The sequence below is a fragment of the Bdellovibrionales bacterium genome, from assembly GCA_018266295.1.
GTDB lineage: Bacteria > Bdellovibrionota > Bdellovibrionia > Bdellovibrionales > Bdellovibrionaceae > JACMRP01.
Map to the genome: position 1 here is coordinate 854,330 of JAFEAQ010000011.1, position 23,062 is coordinate 877,391.

The 23,062-nt window shown below is 47.9% G+C and carries 23 protein-coding genes; 4 read left to right on the forward strand and 19 right to left on the reverse strand.

Features of this window, described 5'->3' with window-relative positions:
* Positions 1–11 precede the first annotated feature (11 nt).
* The 9 genes from JSU04_12915 to raiA form a co-directional block, all read right to left on the reverse strand.
* Positions 12–659, reverse strand: coding sequence for a hypothetical protein (locus tag JSU04_12915; GenBank protein ID MBS1971202.1), 648 nt, complete (start codon positions 657–659; stop codon positions 12–14).
* The gene (carA, locus tag JSU04_12920) at positions 656–1,723 is read right to left on the reverse strand and encodes a glutamine-hydrolyzing carbamoyl-phosphate synthase small subunit (protein MBS1971203.1); all 1,068 of its coding nucleotides are present in this window, start codon (positions 1,721–1,723) and stop codon (positions 656–658) included. The genes JSU04_12915 and carA overlap by 4 nt, the downstream gene beginning before the upstream one ends.
* A complete protein-coding gene (locus JSU04_12925) occupies positions 1,720–2,622 on the reverse strand; it encodes an aspartate carbamoyltransferase catalytic subunit (protein ID MBS1971204.1) in 903 nt (300 codons plus the stop codon). Before JSU04_12925 ends, carA begins: the two co-directional genes overlap by 4 nt.
* Positions 2,623–2,673: 51 nt before the next feature.
* Positions 2,674–3,360: a signal peptidase I gene (lepB, locus tag JSU04_12930; GenBank protein ID MBS1971205.1), complete on the reverse strand. Its 687-nt coding sequence runs from the start codon at positions 3,358–3,360 to the stop codon at positions 2,674–2,676.
* Between the two features lie 4 nt (positions 3,361–3,364).
* The gene (lepB, locus tag JSU04_12935; protein ID MBS1971206.1) at positions 3,365–4,066 is read right to left on the reverse strand and encodes a signal peptidase I; all 702 of its coding nucleotides are present in this window, start codon (positions 4,064–4,066) and stop codon (positions 3,365–3,367) included.
* A gap of 24 nt (positions 4,067–4,090) precedes the next feature.
* Positions 4,091–4,858 (reverse strand): signal peptidase I, encoded by a 768-nt coding sequence (gene lepB / locus JSU04_12940; GenBank protein ID MBS1971207.1) that lies wholly within the window; start codon positions 4,856–4,858, stop codon positions 4,091–4,093.
* Positions 4,859–4,861: 3 nt separating this feature from the next.
* Positions 4,862–6,661 (reverse strand): elongation factor 4, encoded by a 1,800-nt coding sequence (gene lepA, locus JSU04_12945; protein MBS1971208.1) that lies wholly within the window; start codon positions 6,659–6,661, stop codon positions 4,862–4,864.
* 55 nt (positions 6,662–6,716) lie between these two features.
* Entirely contained in the window at positions 6,717–7,880 is a 1,164-nt protein-coding gene (locus tag JSU04_12950) for a methionine adenosyltransferase (GenBank protein MBS1971209.1), read from the reverse strand.
* Positions 7,881–8,057: 177 nt separating this feature from the next.
* A complete protein-coding gene (gene raiA / locus JSU04_12955) occupies positions 8,058–8,432 on the reverse strand; it encodes a ribosome-associated translation inhibitor RaiA (protein MBS1971210.1) in 375 nt (124 codons plus the stop codon).
* Positions 8,433–8,819: 387 nt separating this feature from the next.
* On the opposite strand from raiA, the gene JSU04_12960 reads away from it, so the two are divergent.
* Positions 8,820–9,818, forward strand: a complete 999-nt coding sequence (locus tag JSU04_12960; protein ID MBS1971211.1) for a ketoacyl-ACP synthase III — start codon at positions 8,820–8,822, stop codon at positions 9,816–9,818.
* A 17-nt stretch (positions 9,819–9,835) separates the two neighbouring features.
* On the opposite strand, the gene JSU04_12965 is transcribed toward JSU04_12960, so the two are convergent.
* A complete protein-coding gene (locus JSU04_12965) occupies positions 9,836–11,284 on the reverse strand; it encodes a hypothetical protein (GenBank protein MBS1971212.1) in 1,449 nt (482 codons plus the stop codon).
* A gap of 262 nt (positions 11,285–11,546) precedes the next feature.
* On the opposite strand from JSU04_12965, the gene JSU04_12970 reads away from it, so the two are divergent.
* Positions 11,547–11,987 (forward strand): hypothetical protein, encoded by a 441-nt coding sequence (locus tag JSU04_12970; protein ID MBS1971213.1) that lies wholly within the window; start codon positions 11,547–11,549, stop codon positions 11,985–11,987.
* Between the two features lie 74 nt (positions 11,988–12,061).
* Positions 12,062–12,868, forward strand: coding sequence for a hypothetical protein (locus tag JSU04_12975; GenBank protein MBS1971214.1), 807 nt, complete (start codon positions 12,062–12,064; stop codon positions 12,866–12,868).
* A 2-nt stretch (positions 12,869–12,870) separates the two neighbouring features.
* Here the strand turns inward: JSU04_12975 and JSU04_12980 are convergent, their stop codons facing one another.
* A complete protein-coding gene (locus JSU04_12980; protein ID MBS1971215.1) occupies positions 12,871–14,568 on the reverse strand; it encodes an acyl-CoA dehydrogenase family protein in 1,698 nt (565 codons plus the stop codon).
* A gap of 94 nt (positions 14,569–14,662) precedes the next feature.
* On the opposite strand from JSU04_12980, the gene JSU04_12985 reads away from it, so the two are divergent.
* The gene (locus JSU04_12985; protein MBS1971216.1) at positions 14,663–15,388 is read left to right on the forward strand and encodes a transporter substrate-binding domain-containing protein; all 726 of its coding nucleotides are present in this window, start codon (positions 14,663–14,665) and stop codon (positions 15,386–15,388) included.
* Here the strand turns inward: JSU04_12985 and rpoN are convergent.
* The 8 genes from rpoN to JSU04_13025 form a co-directional block, all read right to left on the reverse strand.
* Entirely contained in the window at positions 15,385–16,806 is a 1,422-nt protein-coding gene (gene rpoN / locus JSU04_12990) for an RNA polymerase factor sigma-54 (GenBank protein ID MBS1971217.1), read from the reverse strand. The genes JSU04_12985 and rpoN overlap by 4 nt on opposite strands.
* Positions 16,807–16,836: 30 nt before the next feature.
* Positions 16,837–17,559, reverse strand: a complete 723-nt coding sequence (gene lptB, locus JSU04_12995) for an LPS export ABC transporter ATP-binding protein (GenBank protein ID MBS1971218.1) — start codon at positions 17,557–17,559, stop codon at positions 16,837–16,839.
* Between the two features lie 7 nt (positions 17,560–17,566).
* Positions 17,567–18,571, reverse strand: coding sequence for an LPS export ABC transporter periplasmic protein LptC (lptC, locus tag JSU04_13000; protein MBS1971219.1), 1,005 nt, complete (start codon positions 18,569–18,571; stop codon positions 17,567–17,569).
* Positions 18,572–18,656: 85 nt separating this feature from the next.
* Positions 18,657–19,247: a biopolymer transporter ExbD gene (locus tag JSU04_13005; GenBank protein MBS1971220.1), complete on the reverse strand. Its 591-nt coding sequence runs from the start codon at positions 19,245–19,247 to the stop codon at positions 18,657–18,659.
* Between the two features lies 1 nt (position 19,248).
* Positions 19,249–19,725: a biopolymer transporter ExbD gene (locus tag JSU04_13010; protein MBS1971221.1), complete on the reverse strand. Its 477-nt coding sequence runs from the start codon at positions 19,723–19,725 to the stop codon at positions 19,249–19,251.
* Between the two features lie 41 nt (positions 19,726–19,766).
* Positions 19,767–20,405, reverse strand: coding sequence for a MotA/TolQ/ExbB proton channel family protein (locus tag JSU04_13015; protein MBS1971222.1), 639 nt, complete (start codon positions 20,403–20,405; stop codon positions 19,767–19,769).
* A gap of 109 nt (positions 20,406–20,514) precedes the next feature.
* Complete coding sequence (locus tag JSU04_13020; GenBank protein ID MBS1971223.1) at positions 20,515–22,716, reverse strand: AgmX/PglI C-terminal domain-containing protein; 2,202 nt, start codon at positions 22,714–22,716, stop codon at positions 20,515–20,517.
* Positions 22,713–23,042, reverse strand: coding sequence for a hypothetical protein (locus JSU04_13025; GenBank protein ID MBS1971224.1), 330 nt, complete (start codon positions 23,040–23,042; stop codon positions 22,713–22,715). Before JSU04_13025 ends, JSU04_13020 begins: the two co-directional genes overlap by 4 nt.
* Positions 23,043–23,062 lie beyond the last annotated feature (20 nt).

The following is a 23,062-nucleotide window of genomic DNA, read 5'->3' on the forward strand; positions in this document are numbered from 1 at the left end:
GCTTGCGAGCTCTACAAACCTAGCTTTCCGTCGTTGGTGTAAATCATCTCCGGGTTCACGTGTCTGTACTGCTCGTATTTAAAACGCATTTTAATCAGGCGAAGCATCATCACATCCGGATCCAAATCCGGATCCTTACGGTGACGCTTCACTTCGTCCAGAATGAACTTTTTCGCCAGTTCTGGATGAAAGCAAAATCCACGGGTGAATATAAAAGTATCCCCGTGCGGGATCAGGCGGGCCTCAAAGAGCTCTTCTTCGGCAAATCCAAAAATCCATGGAGAGGATTTCACGACAAGCTTCTTATTTGCCAAAAGATCTTTGATGTAAACGTCGCTGCCCTTGATCTTAATAAATTCAAAAATAGAATGACGGTTTTGTTTCAAAACCTCGAGCTGCTGCACCTCTTCCGGAGAAAAACGCAACTCACGCTCGAGCATGCAGGCTTCTAAGGGAGTTTGCCCATAGCCGCTGAGCTCGCGAGTAAAGAAATACCAGTCATAGAATTGCGACATGCGCAGTTCATAATACTCTGAATGCTCATCCAAAGTGCCGGAGTTCTCGAAGAATTCCTTTTTGGCACGAGCCAATTCGATTTTGAACATATCCCCAGCAAAGTGGTTGAGGATTTTTTCTATGAGCTTTTCGTACTCGTTCATAAAACTTTCTCTATAAAAAACTTAAACAAGTTCTTGGCCTCGTGAGGCCCAGGACATGCTTCAGGATGGTACTGAATTCCAAGATATTTCTTCTCAGGATTATAGAACCCCGCCACCGTTCCATCATTCAAATTTATCTGGGTGACGCGGGCCTCAACCGGCAAAGTTTTCGGATCCACGGCATAACCGTGGTTTTGGCTCGTTACGTAGATCTGCTCCAGGAGGTCATCCTTAATCGGATGGTTGGCCCCACGGTGACCGAACTTCAATTTATAGGTTTTAGCCCCCAAAGCGAGCGACAAAACCTGATGACCCATGCAAATCCCGAAAACCGGCTTTTTGCCAATCAAATCTCGAATGGTCTGTGGCGCCACCTGCACGTCCGCAGGATCCCCAGGGCCGTTTGTCAGCATCACAAAATCAGGATTTGTAGAGAGAACTTCCTGTGTCGTAGCACGGCTCGGATAAATCGTGAGCTCCGAACAGTATTTCTGCAACTCACGCAAAATGTTCTCTTTGGAGCCAAAATCTAAGACAGCCACTTTGGGTCCGCCCAAGAAATCGCCACGGCGAGTTTCTTTAGTTTTGCGGCTCGCAAGATAAACCCAGTCTTTGTCGAGTTTTTTCTTTTCAGCAATCAGAGCGGACGCCTTTTTCTTAGCATCTGCTTCATTCTCGGCCTGAACAAGGGCGCCCCAAGGGGTTCCTCCTGAACGAAGGCGCAAAACCAGTTCGCGCGTATCGAGCTCAGAAACTGCTGGAATGCCATTTTCATTGAGACGTTGAATCCAAGTTTTATCGCGGCCAGATTCTTGAAGCTGGAGAGCGATAAAGCCTTCGATCCACAACCGGCCTGACTCCCAAACTTGGTTATCAACACCGTAGTTCCCCATCATCGGAGCGGTCATCACCACAATCTGGCTGAAGTAAGATGGATCTGTGGCAATCTCCTCATACCCAGAGTGAGAAGTATTAAAGACAACCTCTCCCGCGCGGTCTTCACCACCGTGCCATTTTCCAAAATAAACTTCACCAGTTTCTAAAACGAGAAAAGCTTTTTTCATGACACCACCTTTTGGGACAAAACATTTGCAAGCAAAGCCTGGCGCACATAAGTGCCCCATTTTACCTGCTCGAGAATCTTACAGCGCGGATCCTGATTCACATCGAGATCTAATTCTACTCCGTAGTTGACCGGGCCTGGATGCATGACCAAGCCATCGGACTTCCAGGATTTTAGCTTTTGCAAATTCAAACCAAACTGTTCGCGATAACTTGCCACAGAGAACTTCTCGACGTGACGTTCGTGTTGCACTCTCAAGGCCATGATAGACGTAGCCCACGAAAGGCCTTCGTCTAAGCGAGAGAAATACTTACCTTGATAGCCTTCAGGCAAAAACTCTTTTGGCCCACAAACAGCGATTTCATAACCGAGAATCTTCGCAAGCTGAAAGTGAGAGCCGATCACACGGCTATGCTTCACATCACCAATCACGAGCAGCTTTTCTTTTGTAAAATCGCGGCCGTTAGCTTTCAAGGTCATCGCATCTAGCAAAGCTTGAGTTGGATGAGCCTTCTTGCCCCAACCTGCATTCAAAATCGGCATTTTGATCTTCTTTTGCAGATCATAGAGATCGACATCGTCCCCGCAGCGAATAATAACTGCAGCGGGCTCCATCGCCGCGATATTGAGAACCGTGTCCTCAATACTTTCACCTTTTTCCAAACTTGTGCCCGCAGCACCGTCTAACAACAGCGGATGGACTCCTAAGCGTCCTGCCGCGGCTTCGAAGCTGAAACGCGTGCGAGTGCTGGGCTCAAAAAATAACAACGCCGCGGTTTTCGCGGCGAAATTTTGAGAGCCCGGGTGCTTGGAAAACTCCAAGGCCGAGAGAAAAATAGACTCAATTTTTGGAAAATCTAGATTTGAAATTTCAATCAGTGCCGAGGAAGAATAAGACATCTGAGATAAGAGAATATTGGCTGGGCCTAGAGTGTGTCAATGGCCGTGAGACTAATGCACGCCAGAAAAAACGCGTTGCCAACGCACGCTCGGATACCGATCACCGCCCCAACGTTTTTGCCAGTCTAAAGAAAGCCAAACAAAGAGGACTTTGCCATAAATTTGACCAGTTGGCACAGTGCCCCAGTAGCGGGAATCATCGCTCGCATCACGATTATCGCCCAAAAGAAAGATTTCTCCAGGCGGAACCACCAGGGGGCCGAAATTCTGCTCTTCACGATTTCTTTGGAAAATCACTCGGCGAAAAGTGCCAAGATCACGTTCAACATAGATATCAAACGCTTCTGGATTTGGGTTGTCTTCGGGACGGGGCGGATTCTCGATTTCGTAATCGAGCGGAGTTTCGTTAATCACCAGTTTGCCATTCGTGATTTGGATTTTATCTCCTGGCAGACCGATCACGCGCTTCACATAGCTCGTATCCGGCTGATTAGGATATGAAAACACCACCAAGTCGCCTCTTTCCGGCGTTTTTTCATTCAGAGCAGAGCTCGCCCAGGGAAAACGGAAACCGTAGGCAAGACGATAAGAAAAAATAAAATCGCCAGCTTTAAGGGTGGGCTGCATAGAGCCCGTCGGTACTTTGTAAGCAGTCATGATGAAGCTTCTGACAAAAAGTGCCAGCAATACCGAAATCAGAATTGTTACGAGGTAGTCCTTCCATTGACCGCTCAACATGGGACTATTGTACTGAATTAAATAGCCTTTGCCAGCGAATTTGTCTCGGGTCGCAAATATATGAGACGGAAGTGAGGGTGTTTTCGCAGCTCAACCAGATAATAGAAGCTGGACCTACGAGATATTTTTCAGGCACAAAGCCCCAGACGCGACCGTCACTCGACTGATCACGATTGTCGCCCATAAAGAAATACTCATGGTCTGGAACTTTATACTCTTTACTTTCACTACTTGCTGTTGGTGATCCATAGAAGCGCACAACATGCTTTTGTTCGCCGACAGACTCGACGTAATATCTAAAGCCGTCGTCATCAAGCGGCGCATGCTCTTTGAGCGTCCACTCTTCACCATTCACAGTGATTTTCCCGCTCCCTTGCACGACGACAGTATCTCCAGGCAGGCCGATCAAACGCTTGATATAGAAAACATCCGGATTTTCTGGGTAACGGAAGACAAGGACCTCTCCACGTTTTGGCGTTCGCCAGCGCGCCAGCCAGTAGTCAGAAAATGGAATCTTGAGGCCTAAAGAGTATTTTTTAACGAAGATATGATCGTGAACCAGTAGGTTGGGAATCATGCTTCCCGAGGGAATCACAAACGGTTCAATAATAATCCAGCGAATCCCGAACACAACAAGCAGAGGTAAAAGAAAAGTCCCTATGGCCTGAGGCCAAGTTCCTTTAAGACTTTTCTTTGCTTGATCCATGGTTCACTCGACTCGCTATTGCGATTAATTTACAGAGTGGAAGAAACGTCCCCAACGAATCGTCAGAGGGTTGCACAGGACTGGCACCATCGGAATGGTCTCTTCACAGCTGAGCCAAATAAACATCGCACGTCCGAGGATGTTTTGCTCTGGCAAAAAGCCCCAGACGCGGCTGTCGGCAGAGTTATTACGATTATCTCCCATTACAAACAGCTGACCATCAGGAACGGTCACAGGGCCATAGCTTTCGTAGACATCGCCACGGCGAAGAAGAATGCTGTGGTCTTTTGAACCGAGAGCTTCAGTGAAGAAAACATAGTTGTTCTTGTCGTCACCGAGGTTGCCGTCACGCTGGAAATCCGCATCGCGAAGCCAGTTGAAATCATCTTGGCTGACCGGAACTTTCTTCTCTTGAGGTTTATCATTAATGAACAAAGTACCGTTTTCGTAATAAATCTTATCACCTGGCTCACCGACCACGCGCTTAATGAAGAACGTGCTCATGTCTTTAGGATATTTGAAAACGATCACTTCACCGCGTTTTGGCGTCCCGAACTTGATCAACCAGTTTTCGCTAAAAGGAACACGGATACCGTAAACGAGCTTGTTCACGAAGATATGATCGTGGATCAACAAAGATGGCAGCATAGAGCCAGATGGAATCACATAAGCTTCAATGAAGCCCCAACGGATGAACAAGGCGATGAAAACGGCCAAAAAGAGCGAGCCCCATCCATCTGTCCAAAAGTGCTTCGTACGGAAATCCCAGCTGTTTTTATTTTCGCCGCTCATGCTTTAGTCCTCAACCTTCAAAATGGCCAAAAAGGCTTCTTGAGGCACATCGACAGTACCGATCTGCTTCATGCGCTTCTTACCTTCTTTTTGCTTCTCGAGAAGCTTACGCTTACGAGAAATATCACCACCATAACACTTCGCCGTCACGTCTTTTCTGAGGGCCCCGAGGGTCTCACGCGCGACGATCTTAGCACCAATCGCTGCTTGAATAGCGACTTGGTATTGTTGTCGTGGGATCAATTCTTTCATCTTCTCAGCCAAAGCACGACCGCGAGTCACTGCCTTAGACCGATGGATGATCAAAGAAAGCGCGTCAATCGGCTCGCCGTTGATCAAAATATCCATCTTCACAAGGTCAGCCTCTTCGAAATCCATGAATTCATATTCCAAGGAAGCATAACCCTTGGAGATGGACTTCAAACGGTCATAGAAATCCATCACCATCTCATTCATCGGAAGTTTGTATTCGATGATGACCTTGGTTTCATTCACGTAGTCCATTTTTTGCTGAATGCCACGTTTGTCTTCGCACAATTTCAGGATGCCACCGATATACTCCGTCGGAGTATGGACAGTCACCTTCACGAAGGGCTCTTCGAACTTGGCAATCGCTGTTTCTGCCGGCATTTGCGATGGGTTCTCGAGCATCATTGTCGTGCCGTCGGTTTTTGTGATTCTGTACACAACCGTTGGCGCCGTCGTGATGAGATCGAGATTAAACTCACGTTCGAGACGCTCTTGCACGATCTCCATATGCAGAAGACCCAAGAAACCGCAGCGGTAACCGAAGCCCAAGGCCATGGATTTTTCTACTTCGAATGTCAAAGACGAGTCGTTCAAGCAGAGCTTATCCAAAGCATCGCGCAAGCTTTCGTACTCCGAAGCTACGACAGGAAAGATCCCCGCGAAAACCATGGGCTTGATTTTTTGGAAACCAGGCAATGGCTCTAAAGCACCATGCTTTGCCGCCGTCACAGTATCGCCGACTTTGACGTCGCGAATATCTTTGATACCACAGATGATAAAACCCACTTCACCGGCCTCAAGCACGTCGAGCATATCGGGGAATGGAGTGTATTTACCCATACGCAAAACTTCATAGTCACGGTCTGTGGCCATGAACTTAATGCGGTCGCCTTTTTTGATCACGCCGTCGACCATGCGGACCAGGACGACAACGCCTTGGTAAGCGTCGAACCAAGAGTCAAAGATCAACGCACGTGGCGTTTTGCTGCGGTCAGCGTCTGGTGGCGGAACTTTTTGAACGATCGACTCGAGAATATCAGTGATACCGATTTTCTCTTTTGCCGATGCGTGAATGATATCCGTACAGTCCAAACCAACAGTGTCTTCGATTTGCTTCTTTACTCCTTCTGGATCCGCAGAAGGAAGATCGATTTTATTTAATACAGGAATGATCTCGAGATCATTTTCGATCGCAAGATAAACGTTCGCCAAAGTTTGAGCCTCAACACCTTGAGCGGCATCGACCACAAGGATCGCGCCTTCACAAGCGGCAAGGGAACGCGAAACTTCATAAGAGAAATCCACGTGCCCCGGTGTATCGATCAAGTTGATCTGATACGTGTTGCCGTCTTTGGATTTAAACTTCAGACAAACGGTCTGAGCTTTAATGGTGATCCCGCGTTCGCGTTCGAGTTCCATGTTATCCAGGAACTGATCTTTCTTTTCACGGTCAGAAAGCGCTCCCGTCGCTTGAAGAAGCCCATCTGCTAGAGTGGACTTCCCGTGGTCGATGTGGGCGATGATAGAGAAATTTCGAATAAACTTGGGATCCATTAAATTCCAGTTCCGCCCGCGAGGGCCGAAGAGTTCCCTCCCTCAAGGGGAAGGATTAAGCCAAACCTTTGACAGCTTCTTTGAGTTGATCAACCTTGTTCAGTTTTTCCCAAGTGAAGCCTTCTTCGTTACGGCCGAAGTGACCGTACGCCGAAGTCGCGCTGTAGATGGGGCGAAGAAGATCGAATTCTTTCGTGATTCTTGCAGGACGCAAGTCCCACACTTTACGAACCGCTTTTTCCAAAACTTCTGCACCGACTTTGCTTGTGCCGTAGTCATTCACAGTGATGCTCACTGGTTCAGCCACGCCGATTGCGTAAGCAACTTGGATCAAGCAACGGTCCGCAAGGCCCGCACCGACGATATTCTTAGCGATGTGGCGAGCTGCATAGGCTGCAGAACGGTCCACTTTTGAAGGATCTTTACCAGAGAATGCGCCACCACCGTGAGCACCGTGACCACCATAGGTATCAACGATGATTTTACGGCCCGTCAAACCGGCGTCACCCATAGGACCACCCGTTACGAAACGGCCGGTTGGGTTCACGTGGAACTTAGTGTTGTTGTCGATCCATTTTGAAGGAATATGCTTTTTGATAAGTTCGTTCACAACGAATTCTTTGATCGTTGCATTGTTCACGTCTTCAGCGTGCTGAGTAGAAATAACGATGGTGTCGATACGCTTTGCAAGACCGTTTTCATACTGAACCGTGACCTGTGACTTAGCGTCTGGGCGAAGCCAGTTCACTTTGTTTGCTTTTCTCAAAGCTGCCAACTCACGCACGAGAGTGTGTGACATCGCGATTGAAAGTGGCATCAACTCAGGAGTTTCATTCACAGCGTAACCGAACATCAAGCCTTGGTCGCCCGCGCCTTGATCATCGCTCAAAGTTTCTTTCACGCCGACAGCGATGTCTGGGCTCTGTTGGCCAACTGCAACCATCACGCCGCAAGTTTTGTAGTCGAAGCCTTTGTCAGTGTCATCGTAACCGATGCGCTTAACAACGTTACGAGCCACTTCTGCGAAATTCACTTTCGCGCCCGTCGAGATTTCACCAGCAACAACAACTAAGCCGGTCGTCAGCAAAGTTTCACAAGCAACGCGCCCTTTTGGGTCTTGAGCCAGGATAGCATCTAAGATGCCATCACTGATTTGATCCGCCATTTTATCTGGGTGGCCTTCAGAAACAGATTCGCTTGTAAAAAGATAGTTTTTCAATTTCGTGTCCTCGTTTGGTAAGCCGACGTAACCATTCTTGTGCTTTGGCCGCCGTGTTGACGATTCTATGACTTTTCCTGTAACGGCGCAAATTAACGCAAACCGAGGTAGGGGTCAATAAAAAGCCCCCGGTTTTTAAGGCCGGGGGCTCCAAAGATTTGCTCTATTTTTAAAGACTTAGCCCGCCTTTTTGGCAGTCTTCGCCTCAAACTCCAAACGAGAGTTTAATTGATCCATTTTACCCTCGCGGCTGAGTTCAGGCTTCTTATGGTGCTGCATGATTTTGCGGGTTTTTAAGAACTGCTTTTCAAGCTTTTCCACAACCAAGTCCACCGCCGTATAAGCGTCCATATTGTACGAAGTGGCTTTAAAATATTTTTCGCGGGTATTTACCGTAACCTCCACACAGAATTCATTTTTAATTTTACTGAAATAGACATTTCCGTAGCCCTCTTTAAGCAGGAACTTACCGATCTCTTCCATCTTCTCTTCAGTGTAAGTGACCAGCGCATCTGAGTGATCAAGGTGCTTAAAGGTATAATTGAGTTTCATGTCTTCTCCTCTGGACGGTTGGGGCCCCTTCTCCAGGGCCTTGGTCTTAGTTTCTTATCGGTCAAGCTCGACTAAAGATGAGTGGAACTTGGTGGTTTTTATTCGAACATAAAAATGATGCTCTGCCTCCTGTCATGAGTTGAGATCCCGGGGGAGGGGTCTTCTCATTTTGAGACAGGTCCAGGGTGTAAAAAGGTTAAAACATCACCGCTTTTCCTGAGCGGTGTTTTGGCGTTGGCCCGAGGAGGCCCACGAAATAGTTTTCATTCGAGAAATATTTGAAGATGCTGTGTGTTTTTTGTAAACAGCAATTAATCTATAACACTTGGCTTTCAACAAAGTCCGGAGTAGAAACGCCCTCATCATCTGCAATGAAAGGTCGTGGCTATGAATCTGTCTTTCGAAGCAAAAATTTCTGGCGTGGGGTCTTACCTTCCACCGCAAACTCTGAGCAATGCTGATCTTGAAAAAATCGTCGATACCACTGATGCCTGGATTATTGAGCGCACGGGTATTCAGCAGCGTCACGTCTGCCCTCCCGAAGAGGCAACTTCGGATCTCGCGTACCGTGCGGCACTAATGGCGCTGGATCGCGCCGGCCTTGAAGCAAACGATCTCGATGCGATCATCGTTGCGACGGTGACTCCGGATCAACCGCTTCCGAGCACTGCGTGCTTTTTGCAGAATCGCCTTGGCTGTCGCCAAATCATGGCATTTGACCTCACCGCCGCTTGTTCGGGTTTTTTGTATGCAATGAATATCGCGCATGACTTCATTCGCGCAGGCAGCGCCAAGCATGTTTTGATTGTCGGCGCTGAAACGCTGACTCGCTTAGTGAACTATGAAGACCGCGGTTCTTGCATTTTGTTTGGTGACGGCGCCGGAGCTGCGGTGATTTCTCAGACTCAGCATCAAGATGCGGGTTCACAGATTCTTTCTTCGAAAATGCTGAGCAGTGGAGATTTCACTTCGATGCTGCAAGTTCCAGCGGGAGCTTCACGCCACCCGGTTTCGGTTTCAAATATCGAAAACAAGCGTCACCTTATTGAGATGCAAGGACGCGAAGTTTTTAAAACGGCCGTGCAGTTCTTGCGCGACACGTGTGCGGAGGCGCTTGAAAAAGCCCAGCTTACAGTGGATGAAATCGACTACTTCTTTATCCATCAGGCAAACCTAAGAATTATTGAAGCCGTTGCCAAACAACTAAAAATTCCTGCAGAAAAAATTCCGACAAACATTGCCGATGTTGGCAACACCTCGAGCGCGTCGATTCCGATTTTGCTCACTGAAAAAATCGAAGACGGGACTCTGAAACGCGGCCACACGGTTTTGCTTGCGGCGTTCGGGGCAGGTCTCACGAGCGGGGCCACGGTCCTTCGTTACTAGGGTTCCGGTCAAGCACCCTACTGCGTGCGATTGAGATACTGAACCATCAAGCTCTTTTCATCCTCGGTCAGAGTGCGGAACCGGCTTGGTGGCATGACATAGAGACTCTCCTGCGGCAACGCCAGTCGTTCCATGACAGCGTTCTTTTGAGCCGCACTCATCTGATCCATTTTTTCAACATTGAACCTAGCTCTCGAGATGGTTTGATCCAGGCTCGAGTTATGGCATTGCATGCACATATTGGCGAAAAGCGTTTTTCCATCGAGCCCTGGCTTTGCGCGGAAACCCATTTCAGAAAGCGACTTCGCGTCGTCAGGGAAAATCTCGCGAATATCCGGCAGCTGCTGCGACTGAATACTGCCGCTGCGGAAACTTTGATAAGCGGCCGTCATCGAAGCAAGCTTACTCGGATCGCTAATTCTATTTTTATAGTAAGGTGGTGCAATGGCTTGCCCACGGACATAGTTGATAAATAATCCATCCCATGTCGGACTGAAGCCGCGACTTTTCACCTCAGCCTCGACTGTTGCACTCGGAAAGGCGTTCGGTTGATTCCCGAAGCCCGCGTTCTGTACAAGACTTGAAAGCAAACGCGGATCTGACTTTGTAATGAGGTTTGCAGGAACTCCGCCGTAGTCCTCGGTACTCCCGTGAGCATTGATGTAATCAGAAATCATCGCACTGCCTGACTCACTTGCTGTCCAGAAGAAATGCGTAAAAGGAGCCGCAATCTCTTGCATACGCAGGCCCGGGGCCTGATCCGGCCCCTTCGGCTGATGGCACTGGCGGCAATCCAAAATAGTATTTGCGAGATCCCCGTCTTCGTAGATTTGAAAGCCCGTCCAATTCTTTTCAACCGCCGGAGTCAATAAATCCCCGGGTGTACAGGAGTGAGTTTCGTTACAAGCTTGGTCAAATTTGACGACATAGAAATTGAGTTCTCCAGTGTCATCATCCGTCGTTGCAATCTCGACAAATTGCTCGCCCCGCGAGTACGACATCACCGTATATGGACTGCCGGGAAAGCTAACATTAGGAGTAAAGATAACCGCGCGCGGATTAATAGATGAAACATTCTTTGCAACCAGCGAACTTGAATGCCCCGTCAGTACAAAGCCCGGATTTCCGCCACGGCCGTTTTGGCCCGTACGACTGGCGTTCGTAAAACCCAAACCCAAAGCGTTCTGGAGATCACGAAGACTTGTAACTTGAGGAACGTTGCCTTGGCAAAAGACGCGGCTGATGATGTCATTCCCCAGCGGCGGCGCGCAGAGATTATCCATGGCAGCTTGGCCTTGCGGGAAGCTATCGAAAATGTCTTCGGCTTTGCTTTGTGTATAAGAGGAAGGTACGAACGCGTAGGCATTCTGATCTTGAGGTAATACACCGCCATAGCGACCGCAATTCTGACAAATCACAGCCACCAAAAGAGTTACTTTGAGATAAGTGAAATACCTTCGCATCAATCCGTTGTCCCCCGCCCTCAGAGTATGGATGCAAAAGGCGCTCCCGCTCAGAAGCAATTAACAGAGAACCCATGTCAGGATTTTTATCACTGTCTGACTAGTCTTGACAGGGACGTTCCCACGCCAGTCAGGAGCCTTCCTCAATTTGAGACACTGACTTTCAACATAAGTGATCCTGCGTTCCTTTGCTTTTTCTCAGTAACACACTTTCAAACATAGAAAAGAAGTCCGAGACCTCTTACTCTCTCGGCCTGGAGGAATCATGAAAAGAATTTTATTAAGCACCTTGGTGCTATTGGGTATCAGTTTGCAAACCATGGCCGCGGAGCTAAGCCCCGGCAATATCGTAGGACACTATAAGGTCTCCGCGAGCGTTGGATTTCAAAAAGTTTATTTGAAGTTCCACATTATCGACTCTAATGATTTTGAAATTCAAAGAGTTTATCCCAGCGGCAAAGAGGACGAAGTTTGCAATGGCACTTATAATTTGAACACTCAACTGGCGTGGAATATGGACACCTTCGCGAATAACACAGTTTTCAAAGGCGTCTTTACTTGTCCTTCAAATCGACAAAAGCGTATCGACTTTGATATCGACTTTAAAAACAAAACCATTGAAGACCTTTTGAAAGGCACAAATGTCACTGTGACCAGCTCTCTGGCCCCAGGCTATGCAATCGATGCCTTCGTTAAGAAACAGTAGAAACGTCTCGATTTGAGAGTGTCTATTGGTTTATATCCCCATGATTCCATGGTTTGTTTTATAATTATGGAATCATGTCACTCAGTCAGCTCTTACGAAATTCAAGAATAGCCGCCGTCAAGAAGGCCGCCGCAGTCACCGTCGTTGCTGGAGCTATTGGCTTCGGTGCCATGACTAAAATGGTGGATTCTAACGGCAATGTAGTGAACTCCCCTGCCAGTAGTAACAGCAACACCGCTTCGCCTTCTAATTCCGGAGCCACAGGTTTCGCGAGTTCTAATCCGGTCATTAAACCTGCTTCTGGCGACTCTTTGGGAGCCTCTGCCAGTTACAGCGCAGAAAACTGCGTAAAGAATCCAACGGTAGAAAACTGCAATTACGGCACAATCACGCAAAAGGACTGGGACGAGTTCTTGCCACCGAACGGAATCGTCGTGCGTGATGCTCGCGGCAATGTGGTGTTTAAAAAATGCCGTAGCTTGACTGAGGGGGCTGCGGCCGCCAAAACTGAAATGGACCAAGAAAAGGTCCGCTTCGATAAATTTACGACAGCGATGAATCTGAACACCAGTAGCTATCGTGGTGGCGGTGATTCATCATACGGTGACAACTATGAATGCCGAGTTCAGCCAACAGCTGCCGCCCCTAGAGAAGAGCCTTGCCCGACTCTGAAAAACTACACGGAACTGAAAGATTACTATCGTCAGCAATACTATCAAATGTCGAATGAGCTGCAAAGCAAGGCCGCTAAGAACTACGATTGTCGTGGAGTGCGAGATACCGTCATGGCTGCTGCAGATCCGAATTGGAAAAGCGACCGCGGTGTCGCCAGTGAAGTCAAATCCGCGAATGCCGCTTCCGGCAATCGCGGTGTTCAATAAGCTTACAAACCTTTGATAATTTCCGCGTTCGAGAAGCGGTGGCTTGAAGAAGTCTCAGGCACCACAAACAGCGGCGTCCGCGTGCACCAGCGGCGCGCGGTTTCAATATCGCGCAGATCCTTCGTGTGCAGTGCAAACTCCGTCATCAAAGTCGCCGAGAAAATATTCCCGAGGCTATAGGCAAAGTAACGGGCGCCTGTCTGCAGATCCTCCAACCCCGCGGGGCCGGCTGAAATCACCTTATGAAAATAAGCCTCAAGGTCTTTGAGTGCTTTTTCAATGGCCAGAACTTCGCCTTTGAGCTGCTGCCCGGCCATAGGCTCTTTCATGATGTGTTGCAAACGCATGCCGATTTCTTTCATGAAAGGCACAAAGGCATTTTCCTTCTCGATGGCGCGAAGAACATCAAGACTGAGGACGTTGGTTGTTCCTTCCCAGATTGAAAACACCTGAGCGTCACGAAGCATGCGAGGCATTTTGGTGTCTTCGACATAACCCGCACCGCCGAAAACCTCCATCACTTCACTAGTGACCGACATGACCCTTTTTCCCGCAAACAACTTAATCACCGGAGTCAGCAACCGAAGCAAGGCGCTTTCTTCCGGAGTGGCCTTACCGTTTTCTTCTTTACCGAGAAGCTCAACCGCTCTCATCACGATGTGAAAGCTGGCTGCATAATCCACGTACTGGTCCATCAGCGTTTCAACGTGAAGTGCATGATCGATGATCTTTTTACCGAAGGCCACACGACGAGTGGAATAGTCCTTCGCCAAAGCAAGGCCCCGGCGCATATGGCCGATCGAACAGATTGAGTTATACACACGGGTAATATTGAATAAGCTTGCGATTTTTTTAACGCCGCCACCTTCTCCGCCGACAAGACGAGCCGGAGTTCCTTGAAGGCTGAGTTCTGCGGTGGGCAGTGGTTTGGTGCCGAGCTTGTCTTTCAAGCGATGGACCATTATTTTGTTGAGTTCATTTTTGTCATTGCGAAGCTCGAGATAGAAAAGACTTAAACCACGGCTTCCCGGATCAGAGCCTTCGATACGCGCCAAAGTCATCGCCATTTGCGAAGTCGTCGCAGAAGTAAACCATTTCGTGCCATGAAGCTCGTAATGATCACCGACTTTTTTTGCGATTGTCGAAGTGCCGCTGACGTCAGAGCCTCCGGTTCTTTCTGTCATCCATTGGCCTGATGTCCAAAAGCTGTTTGGATCACGGCTTGTGAGATGCTTGTAAGCTTTGTTTTTTAAATAGTCGTCACCATAGAGTTCAATTGCGCGAGCCGCCCCATCAGTCATTGCCAACGGGCAAGAGTAAATCGCCGATGACGGATGATAAAGATAGAGCAACGCCATTTGATAGATGCGGGAGTATTCAGCGTATTTACGCTCATAGCCTGCAGCAATGATTCCCTCTTCAGCGGCGACTCTTTCAAGGCTCTTCCAGCCCTGACAAGTTTCGATGTCGTCGATACGGCGGCCCCATGGATCATACGGAATATGCTTTGGCGGATTGCGCTCGGCTTCGTCGGCCCATTCGAGCATCTCAGACACCACTCGTTGCCCGAGGTGCTTCAAGTGAGGCGTGAGATTTGACATAATTTGCGCCGGAATTCTCCAGTGCAAATAAGCTTGTAGCAAACGATCTTCCGTATACTGATTTTTCAACTGCGGAGCTTCTTGAAAGAATTCAGACATTCTGTCCCCCTGAGGCTGCAATTCTATTCTGATCCGATCCGGTTCCGAGATCAATCATTTGCCTAGTCACAAGGCAAGTTGCAGAATGAGAGCTGTGAAAGCATTGCTTCTATTCCTGACGACCATCATGTTGCTTCCTGCGGCCCCTGCGGCTGAGTCGATTCACATTTCTCTGGCGGCCCAGGAAAGCTTTGTTGCGCTCCCGGTCATTATCGACCTCAAAGAATTCATCACCAATGCACTCAAGAAAGAAAATATCGTTGTGACCTTTGTCCCGCTGCCGGTCACTCGCGGAACCAGTTTAGCGGACAAAGGCGAACTCGATGGAGAAATGATTCGTGATAAGGAGTCGATTGAAGGCTTCTCAAATCTCATCACCAGCACTCACCCTTTAGCCGTCGTTCACTTTAAGGCCGTCTATCTCAAGAGTAATACGAAATTTAAGCATGAAAACATGAAAGACTTCCGCTGCGGTACTTTGCTGAATAATCGTCAGGTACAGGCGAAGCTAGAAGCCGACAAAATCAAATGTCTGGAATTCAAAAGCCCAATGCAAACATTTCAACTCGTGAAAGCAGGACGGATAGATTATGTGCTCCTCGCGAATGAAATCATCGATGGATTTTTTGAGAGAAACCCAAGCTGGAAAGAAATTTATGTTATCGATGAAAAACCCTACACCGACATGCGGCTTTATCTCGTGCTAAATAAAAAACGTGCCGATTTGATCCCGGTGATTGAAAAGGCGCTCAGGGCCGCCATTAAAAGTGAACTACCTAAATATAAGCGCCTACAACAGGGAATTAATAAGAATTTCTAGAAGAATTTTTTACGTTGGCTCGAAGGTAAGATCTTCAGCATATCGCGATATTTTGCCACTGTCCGGCGGGCGATTTGAATGCCTTCGACTTTGAGCATCTCCACGATCTTTTGGTCAGACAATGGATTCTTTGGATCTTCTTTAGCAACCAGATCTTTGATTTTCAATTTCACTGATTCGCTCGCAAGCGCATCACCATCCGATGAACTAATGCCGGAATTGAAGAAGTATTTAAGTTCGTAGATACCTTGCGGTGTATGAACATACTTCGCAGTCGTTACACGGCTGACGGTGGATTCATGCATACCGATATCATTTGCGATGTCTCTGAGGATCATCGGCTTCAAGAATGCCGCGCCTTTTTCAAAGAACTCGCGTTGATGCTTCACGATACTTTCAGCCACTTTGTAGATCGTTCTTTGTCTTTGATGGATCGACTTGATCAACCAAACCGCAGAACGAAGCTTTTCTTGGATATAGTCATGGGTCTTATCTTCAGACTTTTTATCGCCCGATTTTAAAACGTTTTTATAGAAATTTGAAATCTTTAGCCGTGGGAGACCGTCTTCGTTCAAAGAAACAACGAAGTCTTCACCGACTTTATAGACATAAACGTCCGGAGTTACATACTGGGTCTCGTTACTGACGAAGGCGCGGCCCGGCTTCGGATCCATGGAGTAGATGATCTTACACATCTCAACCACTTCTTCGATATCTCGGCCCATTGCTTTCGCAATCGCATCGTAGTTTTTCTTTTCGAGATCTTTCAGGTGATTATTAATCAAAGTCACAAGATCTTGAGTGTCCTCTTCAAGGTGCTTCGCCTGAATCAGCAAGCACTCTTTGAGGTCACGGGCACCAACCCCCGGAGGATCGAACTCGTGAATGAGGCTCAATGTATCTTCGAGGTCAGCGATATCGAGCTTTTCTTCAGCTGCAATTTGCTCAAGCGGAGTTTTGATATAGCCATCGTCGTCCATGAAGTTCAACAACAAGTCAGCGACTTTTTCTTCGTGCTCGCTGAAGCCATTCATTTTGACCTGCCAATAGAGATGATCATGCAACGTCTGAGACGCGGAAATCGCATTCTCATAGTTCATAATCTCTTCACTGCCAGCCATGCCCGACTGCGGAGGCTTTTGATTCTGCTCGAAATAGCTTTCCCATTCGAACTCATCTTGTTTTTGCGGGTCTTGGGTGTTGTTATCCACCACTTCAGCACTGCCACCATCTACTTCGGTCGCAGCATCTTTGGTTCTTTGCAGATCCTCTTCTTTTAGAACTTCAGCTTCTTCGAGAATCGGGTTCTCTTCGAGCTCAGAACGAACTGCGGACTCAAGCTCCATACGCGACATCTGCAACAGTTTAATAGCCTGTTGCAGCTGCGGTGTGATCACCAAGGATTGGCTTAAGTTCATCGTCTGGCGAAGAGCCACTAGTTATATCTCCTAAAGTCTGAAGTTTTCGCCGAGGTAGAATTTGCGGGCCAGTTCGGAATTAGCGATTTCATCGGTGCTTCCGCTGACCTGAATTTTACCGTCTTTCAATATATAAGCATAATCGCAAATGCCCAGAGTCTCACGCACGTTATGATCTGTAATCAAAACTCCTATACCTTTGGCCTTAAGTTCGCGAATAATACTCTGGATATCATTGACGGCAATCGGGTCAATCCCGGCGAAAGGCTCGTCGAGGAGCAAGAATTTCGGTGATCCTGCGAGGGCTCGGGCGATCTCGACACGGCGTCGCTCTCCCCCGGAAAGAGCATAACCGTAACTGTCGCGGATATGAGTAATGCGGAAGTCAGAGAGCAACGCCTCAAGCTTCTCGGCGCGCTGAGCTCCACTGTAACCGTGAGCTTCAAGTGCCACGATAATATTATCGCTTACTGTCAGCTTACGGAAAATACTTGGCTCCTGAGCGAGATAGCTCAAACCAATACGAGCACGACGGTACATGGGCTCTTTGGAAATATCCTGGGCATCAAGCTCGATAAGGCCCGAATCCGGCTTCACGAGTCCCACCACCATATAGAACGATGTCGTTTTACCGGCACCGTTGGGTCCGAGCAAGCCGACGACTTGACCGGACTCTACAGAAAAAGAGGCTCCATCCACCACTTGGCGTTTTTTGTATGCTTTTGAGATTTCTTTAATCTGTAAGTAGCTCACTCTGTTACTAATCTTTCTTTTCGAGTCTTGCTCGCACTTTCTCTACTTTAACCTTTTTTCCGCCATCAAGAAAGATGATTTCCTCGCCAGAGAGCTCATCGTTGTTTTGTATGACCTTCGGTTTTCCGCGGAAAGTAAAAATATTCTTAAAAAGGTCCAAATTCACCGTCTCGGCGGTCGCCACTTTGTCCATGTCATTAACGCGAACGCCACCCTGCATCTGAATATAGTTGATCAAATCTGTTTTGCCTTTGTACTGGAAAATCGCGGCTGGACCTTGCATACGCAAGTTATCGTATTTTACCTCGACATTTCCGGTAAACTTCGCCTGGCGGGATTGTCCCGAGAAATCCGCTTTGTCACTCACAATAAAGAACTCTTTACCATCTTTGAACTTCTTTGAGCCGCGAACATTTTGAGTCATCGTCATACGATTTTCGTCGACTAAAACGAGCATATTCACGCCATCCAACACGAAACCGTCGCCCATCTCATCCTTCGGTCCCTGCATATTCACTTTCTCTGGGCTTTGAATCTGGCGCTTCTTGGCATTGTAGAAAATTGATGGGGTTTTAAAAATGTAGCCATTTTCAGATTTAGTCACAACATTGCCGCGGATATGCAAATCTTTCGACTTTCCATCAATCGAACCGCGGTCCCCCGTCACTGTAAAGCTCAGCTTTTCTTTATTATAGAAAAGGACCCGCACATTGCGAAGCTCCCAGCTCGAGGCCTGATCGCCTTCAGCGGTCTCCGAAAAAAGCTCCCAGTCACGGCTGCCAAGCTGAGTTTCAACAAGATGAACGCCCTTCGCCTTTTGCGACGCCGAAACAATCTTGCTCTTATCAGGTTCTTTATTTTTATCTTTGTCTTTATCTTCCGCGTTTTCATCGCGGGTCAGCTCGATAGGAGCATCGTCTTTTTTATGTTCGAGTCTGTTAGGGAAAATAACTAGAACTTCAACGAAGAGAGCGACGAGGAGAATAACGAATAATGTATTTTTGAGGTTCATAATCAGCCACGTACCGCGTCTTTGACCTCAAGCTGTTAGAACGGTTTCCAATTTAAAAAGGGCTTCTTTCGAAGCCCCTGGAAAACTAATTCGAGGTCTGCTCGTTAGAGCGCTTCATTACGGCGAAGTTAATCTCACCAGCGCCAGCTTCAGTCACTGTAAACATGACCTTTTTCACCGTCAAGAAGTCCACGTCTTTATCACTTTGAATTGTGACTTTTCTCCACGCGTTTTGGTCTTCTTCTTCTTGACCACGAGCATTGTCGACCGCTGTTTTAACTTTGTTCTTCAGGCCGGTCTCATATTCTGCCTTCTTTTTATCCAAGGCAACCTTGAGAGGTTCATAAAGGTTCTTGATCATCCACTCTTCGTTGCCTTTGACTTCGTCAAAAGTAGCAACGCGCGTCTTATCGATAAGAACTTCTTTATTCGAAACCGTCACAACGATCGACGGCTTCAACTCTTTTACGATGGCAGCCTTCGGCAGAACCACTTCTTTAGGGATGTAAAGGATCTCACCCGTAGAGTTGTAGTTTTGCAGAAGAAAGATCACGAGAACCGTGAACATATCCACCATGGCAGTCAGGGAGAGCAAAGCAGTTACGCCACGCTTGCCCCGTTGCTTCTTCAAAATATTATGATAGCGGTGTCTCTCACCAGGTCTAAAAATCGCCATATTAAATCGGCGCTCCTGTCGCCACTGAGATCGCAGGGAATCCAGACTGCAAGCAGTCATCCATTCCGCGGATAAGTTGTTCGTATGGCAAGTCGTCAGCCATTGTTACAACTGCATCCGTTTTCTCTGGATAAAGCTGCTTCACTCTTTGTAACTGAGCCATCAAACCAGCGTCATCGAACTCACCGCCTTTAACAGGCAAACTGATTACCTGTTTACCGACAGTCAGAACATAACCGGTCTCTTTAATATCGATTTTCAAAACCACATCCGATTTTGGTGGCGGAGTTGGCTTCTTATCATCGAGCTGCTTTCCGTAGAGAGAGCTACCGATTTGCATCATATTGACCTGCGTCCATACGGCGGTGATCAAAAGGAACGTGATCAACACGGACATCAAGTCGATCACGGGAACGAGATTCAACTCTACGTTCTTCGCGCGACCTTTCTTTTTACCACCCTCTTCTACATGTGCCATGACTCAATCCTTAAATAAAAATTAGAAATCTAGAGTAAAAATTAGTCTTTAATTTTGTCTCTGTTAGCTACTACAAGGTTCAAAAGACTCATGCTAGTTTCTACAACTTCATTTTCTGTCTTTTGAATTTGGTGCTGGAACAAACCGTAAGTAATGATCGCCAAGATCGCTACTGAAAGACCAAAAGCCGTACAATTCAAGGCATGCGAGATACCTTCAGAGAGCTTTTGAGCTTTAGTTGCTGGATCGGCTGCAGATACCGCACGGAAGGAACCGATCATACCGATGATCGTACCCAAAAGACCCGCGAGTACGGCGATGTTACCGAATACCGCCAAGAAAGAAGTCCAACCTTCTACTTTTGGCATTTCTCTCATGACTGCCGCATCCATCGCCACTTGAATTTCTTCATCTGGGCGTTTGTTCATAGCTTGAACAAGACCGGCTTTTACAGTGTTCGTCAAAGGAGCTGGACGAGCATCGCAGAACGAAATCGCCTGGCGAAGGTCACCGCTCACAACCATACGGAAGATTTGATCCGTAAAGTCTTTCTTATCAACCGCAAGCGCTTTGAATTTCATTACGCGCTCAACGATCAAGAAGATCGAGATGATCGCGATCAACGCGATCACGTACATCACAAATCCACCTTCAGTGAAGGCTCTTTGGATGAAGTTCATGTTTTCAGTTGCTGCTGCGGCTTGCATAGCTGCCGCTGCGGCTGCATCGATAGGTGTTGCTGTAGGGTTCACGACTTTCTCCTCCTTAAGGATTTTATAAACTTAAAAATTAATTTTCTGCTCTAAAGTAGAATGGGTAGTTAACTTCTGCCACTGTGCCCGCCGGCGGATCCGGGAATCTCCATGTAGACAGACGATCTCTTACGCAGTTTTCAACCGCACGATTGTTCAGAGATGAACTCACAACTTTGGCATTCAAAGCGCGTCCATGATCTGCAATCGTCCAACCGATAACCACCTTACCCTCAAGACGTTGTGTCTTGTTCAACTTATTCAACTCACGCTCGTAACAACCGCGGATCTCACGAAGACCTGCACGGATCACACGGCGAACGGCTTCACGGTCGATAGTACCTACGAAGTCTTCTTCGGCACCACCAGGCTCAATCGCCACAGAGTTTTTATCTCCGAGACCATCACCCGTTCCGTAACCAGTTCCACGGCCTTTTGTTCCGACACCGGCGATACCCACAGTGGCAGTTCCCTTACCACCGGCACCTGTATCTTTGAACTTACCGCCGATATCATCACCCGCACGGTCTGAGTTGGAACCTGCAGTACCTGTTGCACTTGCAGCCGTACCGAGGATTTCACCCGCACCAGAATATGCTTTATCAAGATTCTTTCTGATACCGCCACCACCGAGGGCCGCGAACATACCCACTTTACTGACGTCTTTGTTTTTGCTTTGCGCATTTGCAGACTCAGTAGCACCTTGCTTAACCGCGCCACCTTGTTGGTGAACGGAAGTGTAGATCTTAGGTTTGTTTTGCGAGTTCGGCTTCGGAGCAACTTCGGAAGCTGCACCAGCTTTAGAGTTTTTAGACGCTTGAGCTGGATCCGGCTTCTTCGCCTTGTTCACCACTTCCTGCTGCTTGTCAGCCATCACGACTTTTTTAGGAGTCGGCGTTGGCTTCGGAGGCGCTGGAGTTGGCGTTTCGATAGGCTTTTCCTCAACCACTTTAATTGGCGGTGGAGTTGGTTTTGGCTTATCGAAGATAACTTGCGCGACGATCTCTTCCTTCTTCTCTTCTTCCATCATTGAAGGCGATGTTGCGTAAACATACAACGCGAGCAATGCCACAAGAATCAAAGACATCACCATACCAGTCAGCTCGGAACTGCTGAGGAACCAAGGCGGAACTGGAATTACTGGAGGCTGAGGTACGAAGCGAACATATAGTTGCAAATCACTGTATGGCAAACCGATGAAGAAGACTTCTTCTTGATCAAGTTTCATAGTGACAGAATTACCCGTGCGTTGAGCTTTCCCCGAACGCATGAGTTCATCGACACCTTTTTTGCCGGCCTTAGTGATGACTTCAACATTCATTTCAGAAGTCGCAGCAACGCGAGTTTCTGGGCCAACCTCTACAAGCGGCCAACCAGTTGGGCAAACACCATCTGGCATGTTGATTTCGTACTGATCGCCCGGGCCTAAACGCACGATGCCTGGAGTGCGATAGTGGTAAGTCGTCAAGACGCGCTCGCGCCAGCTGACAATAACCTCTACGACATTCCCTTTACCTGGGCGAAGATGATCACGAAGATCTTTGATCTCGCTGACAGGAGCATATGTTTTTCTATTCTTTTCTTTTCTAAATTTAGAACCTTTGCCTGGAGCACGAGTCTCAACCTTCGCAGGACCAACAACCGGAGTCGTTGCAATACGAGGTTTCTGCTCCTCTCTTACGACGGCAATCGGCTCATGCTTCACTTCTGCTTTTGGCGTTTCAAAAACCGGAGTTGCAGCCGGAATGCTCGGAGCGACACTCTTAGGCGCTGCATCCGGAATCGAAATCGGCTGAGCCGAAGTCGGCGGAGGAGCTACTACAACCGCAGGTTCTTCATGCTTCGGAGCCTCTGGAATCACTGCTGCTGCCGGAGCAACAGGAGTTGGAGCCGGCGCTGCTGGAGCTTCGACTTTTCCTGGAGGTGCCGCTTTTGGCTTAGGAATACCTACAAAGAAATTAATTTTGAATGGCCCGATTCCGATTTCATCACCGGAAGTCAGCGCTTCATCAAGAATCGATTGGCCGTTCTTGAAAGTTCCTGTGGTTGAGCCAAGATCGCAGACGTAGTAGCCGGCATCTCTCATTTCAATCAAACAGTGAATCGGTGAAACCTCATCGGCTTCCAGATTCAAACCGACATCGGCGTTACGGCCGATCACGATTTGATCCAGATCGAACTGCTTCACTTCGATCAGTTGAGTACCTTTAAAAACTCTAAGTATGACAGGAGATTTCAAGTGCCACCCCGAATGCGCTGAATGTCTTCAGATGTCTTTCTCATTTCAGGAATGAAATTTTGTCTCAACTTAATCAAACGCTTATAGTTGAAATTTTTCTTCTGAAAGAGATAAAACAATTCTGGTTTTTGCGTTCCCCCCTCGACCAACTCATCCTCGAAGTTCAACTTCTGAGTACGAGTGCCTTTAGGGCGGGATTTTGAGCCCCCTGAGGAAGGAGCCGCTGCGGGAGCGTCGCCACCACCTTCTTCTTGTGCGAACGCAGACGGCGCACTCAAGAAGATAACTAAGCTGCATGTGATCACCGACAGTAAAAGACGTTTCATGATCTTTATTCCCCCTCTTC